General features: G+C 46.0%; 3 protein-coding genes and 1 pseudogene. 2 read left to right on the top strand and 2 right to left on the bottom strand.

Annotated features, from left to right (window positions below; genetic code table 11):
- Window positions 1–158: 158 nt before the first annotated feature.
- The gene (locus QUB16_RS23475; RefSeq protein WP_333319857.1) at window positions 159–1,640 is read right to left on the bottom strand and encodes an ATP-binding protein; all 1,482 of its coding nucleotides are present in this window, start codon (window positions 1,638–1,640) and stop codon (window positions 159–161) included.
- A 130-nt stretch (window positions 1,641–1,770) separates the two neighbouring features.
- Window positions 1,771–2,631 carry an alpha/beta hydrolase gene (locus QUB16_RS23470; protein ID WP_333319855.1) on the bottom strand — a complete coding sequence of 287 codons (861 nt, stop codon included), beginning with the start codon at window positions 2,629–2,631 and terminating at the stop codon, window positions 1,771–1,773.
- 128 nt (window positions 2,632–2,759) lie between these two features.
- Between QUB16_RS23470 and QUB16_RS23465 the strand changes: the two genes are divergently transcribed.
- Together QUB16_RS23465 and QUB16_RS23460 are read left to right on the top strand one after the other, a co-directional pair.
- Window positions 2,760–2,960: a hypothetical protein gene (locus QUB16_RS23465; RefSeq protein WP_006634481.1), complete on the top strand. Its 201-nt coding sequence runs from the start codon at window positions 2,760–2,762 to the stop codon at window positions 2,958–2,960.
- Window positions 2,961–3,128: 168 nt separating this feature from the next.
- Window positions 3,129–3,610, top strand: a pseudogene (locus tag QUB16_RS23460) (BamA/TamA family outer membrane protein); the annotation flags it as partial.

Genomic DNA, 3,610 nt, shown 5'->3' with positions numbered 1-3,610 from the left:
ACAGGCGGGACGCCCGTGCCACAGTTAACACAGGCGGGACGCCCGTGCCACACACAGTTAACACAGGCGGGACGCCCGTGCTACACACAGTTAACACAGGCGGGACGCCCGTGCCACACATAGTTAAAATAGATAAATTTCGATGATTAGTAAATTGCTTAAGTTTGCTGGATCGGCAGTTCAATGATAAACTCGGTTCCCTTGCAGGGCTCTGACTCGCACCGGAGCGATCCTCGGTGATTTTCTACTAAGATTTTGTAGACAATAGACAATCCTAAACCGGTACCTTTACCGATTTCCTTGGTGGTGAAAAACTGCTCGAACATTCGCTCTTTTATCTGTGGTGTCATTCCGCTTCCCGTGTCAGCAATCCGCACTCTCACGCGATCGGGCCCAGCTAACTCTGTGCCGATCGAAATTTTTAGCGCAGCATTGGGCTGATTTTGTGCTGCCTCGTCCAAAGCATCGATCGCGTTGGTAATTAGATTCATAAATACTTGATTTAGCTGTCCTGAATAACACTCTACAGCAGGCAATTTTCCATAATTTTTTACTACTTGAATGTCGCGACGGTCTATTTGAGAATTGAGACGGTTTCGCAAAATTAACACGGTGCTGTCAATGCTGTCGTGCAAATCGCACATGGTCATGTTACTGTTATCGGTTCGCGAAAAGTTGCCCATAGATTTGACAATTTCGCGAATGCGATTGGAACCCATTTGCATGGAAGACATAACTTTAGGCAAGTCTTCAACTAGAAAATCCAGATCTATCTCTTCGATTTTAGCTGTGATTTCGGGACAGGGATTGGGATAGCATTCTTGATAGAGACGCAGCAGGTTCAGCAAATCTTGAGTATAAATTGCGGCATGGCTCAAGTTGCCGTAAATAAAACTAACTGGGTTATTAATTTCGTGGACGATACTAGCCATTAGCGCTCCCAGGGAAGACATTTTTTCGCTGTGGAGAAGTTGAGCTTGAGTTTGTTTGAGTTCGCAAAGTGCGCGATCGAGCTTGGCCGCTTGAGCTTCCGCTTTCGAGGTAGCAGCACAACTTTCTTGATAAAGTTCTACCTGTTTAAGATCGATTTCAAATTGTTCGATTTCGCTTTCTTGCTGGTATTGACTCACTACGGCATCGAAAGCTTCTAGCAAGTCGCCGCCCGCCGCTTCGACAATGTACAGCAGATGCGGATTTCCCAGCCTGAGTTCGGCATCGGGAACTTGCACCAAGGCTTTAATTCGATCGATATATGCGCGCACTTGTTTGTCTAAATACAGTGGCGGCTCAAAATACATTGCCTTGACGGTGGCTGAAGGGGGACTCAATAAGTTGATGCTGCTGTTAGTATTAATTAAGTCGCGGTGCGATTTTTCCATAAGCTCGATCGCCTCTAACAAATTCCCGCGCAGTTTTGCTCTTTCTGCCGCATTCGAGGAGCAAACTAACCTCATGCAAAAAAAAGCCGTTCGTTGGGAAAGCATTCGCTGGCGGCCGCTGATATTAATCACCGCAGCACTAATTTTTCTGGCTGTCGTAATTTCTTCCAGATTAAAGTAGTTTTTCACTGCCGCCATTGGTAATGCCCCCGACTCGCCTAAATGTCTGTAGCTCCTGCTGATACAAGATTTAAGAGCCATAAAAAGTTTTTGTACAAGACACTCACCAATATATTCTGTATTTCGTAGTAAAGTAGTATACTAAAACACAATTATTTTACCGTTGTGACCTATCACAATTTTCAGGATTCCGCTTGTTGCACCGTTTTTCTTAACTATTCAAAAATTTACTAATAAACTTGGCCATGATGGGAGCTTGAGTTTGCGGCAACCCGTGAGTGGCATGGGGAATAATTGCTAACTCTGCCCCCGGTATCTCGCCGGCGTAGGTTTCACAGTGCCATAGAGGAATTGTTTCGTCACTCTCTGCTGCGATAACTAAGGTAGGAATTTGCAATTTGTGAATTTCTTTTTCTACTGTATCAACTGCATCTTCTGGCCGCATCCGACTCATTAAAAAAGACCTTGCTACTGGTTGAGACATTAACTCCCTGCGCCACCCGGAAATTTGCTGCAATTGCTCACTTTTTCCCGCTAAACTAGCAAAAGGTTTTGCCAACTGCAAGGCCCAATCAACGGCTGGGGTTTCCCACAGCAGCGGCCGCAAAGCATCGTATTGACCACAAAAACTGTCGTCCCGAATTCCGGCCGGTGCTGCTAACACTAAACTGCTAACAGAATTAGGATATTTTAGGGAATATGCAGATGCTACCCAACCGCCAAAAGAATGTCCGATGATGCAGCATGGTTCGATATTTAGTTGTTCTACAACTTGCCGCACAAAAGCAACTTCTACAGCTACGTCGTAGCGGATTTCTGGTTTGCTGGATTCTCCAAAACCTAACATATCTAAACTGATGCACCGAAACTGAGATTGCAATAACTCAATTAAGGGCAGCCAGCAAGTCTTTTCTCCGAAGAAACCGTGCAGCATCAATAAGGGTCTGCCGCACCCGATGTCGAGGTAGGCTGCTGTTTGGCTGCGGCTATTGACAAATGTACTTAATGTGTGCTTTTGTCCTACAAGTGCTTGAGACTGCATGGCGATCGACTCCTGATAGGTAAGAGACATTTGTAAAGGATTGTAACAAAACAGCAGTCCAAAGGTTAAACTTCATTACGGAGTACACAGTTAGAAATAGACCATGATATTGTCTATGATTATTAGAAAAAACTACAAACCCAAAGCAGGAGAACACTTTGAACTCTACTTTAAAACAGTACCCGGCTTGCTCTCTTCGCGAAGATGTCAGTGAGTACGTAGCACACCTACAGCTTCACATGACTTTACAAGCTCGCAACCTGCTCCCTACCATTACCACCGCTAAGGATAGTCGCGAACAACTGTTGCAGCAGACTCAGGCTCATTTTGAGAAACGTGTTTCTCGACAAGCTATTTAAACAAATTTTTCTGGGTCATTAAGATCGCCCGCAGTCGATCGAACTTTCCCACATTTCAGCATCCCAGAAACCCGGTAGCCTCAAAAATACCGGGTTTCTTTTCGGCTAATTATGCAGGGGGCCCGGTTTTGGGTAATATGCGTTGGGTGTGCTTTAAATTTAATGTCTATGCGAATTTCGATTATTGCATTTTTGACTTTGGCGGCGCTGGCTGGCGGCGAATTGGCGGCGCGGGCGATCGATCCGAGTGCCGCACCGACTGAGGCGGAGTTTAGAGGGGAAACCGCAGAAATTGACAGGCGAGACGCCTGTCCCACAAAGGCACAGAGGGAGGAGGATGAGGTGAGTCTCACATCTGGCACCATTCTCCAGAACGGGCAAGATGCCCGTTCCACAAGAGATGAATTGTTTTGTGGAACACGCATCTTGCCTGTTCATCAAAAGCTGATTGAAAATGGTGCAACCTCTCTCAACAACGGTGCAGCATCTGTCAACAACGGGCAAGATGCCCGTTCCACAAGAGATGAATTGTTTTGTGGCACAGGCATCTTGCCTGTTCATAAAAAGCTGATTGAAAATGGTGCAACCTCTCTCAAGAACGGTGCAGCATCTGTCAACAACGGGCAAGATGCCCGTTCCACAAGAGATGA

Source organism: Microcoleus sp. D3_18a_C4, assembly GCF_036702415.1.
Classification (GTDB): Bacteria; Cyanobacteriota; Cyanobacteriia; order Cyanobacteriales; family Microcoleaceae; genus Microcoleus.
Note: the sequence above shows the minus strand (reverse complement) of the source record. Positions and strands in the feature narration are given on the sequence as shown.

Coding starts and splice junctions, on each gene's coding strand:
- QUB16_RS23470 (WP_333319855.1), bottom strand. CDS start 2,631: ATGTCTCTTACCTATCAGGAGTCGATCGCCATGCAGTCTCAAGCACTT.
- QUB16_RS23475 (WP_333319857.1), bottom strand. CDS start 1,640: ATGGCTCTTAAATCTTGTATCAGCAGGAGCTACAGACATTTAGGCGAG.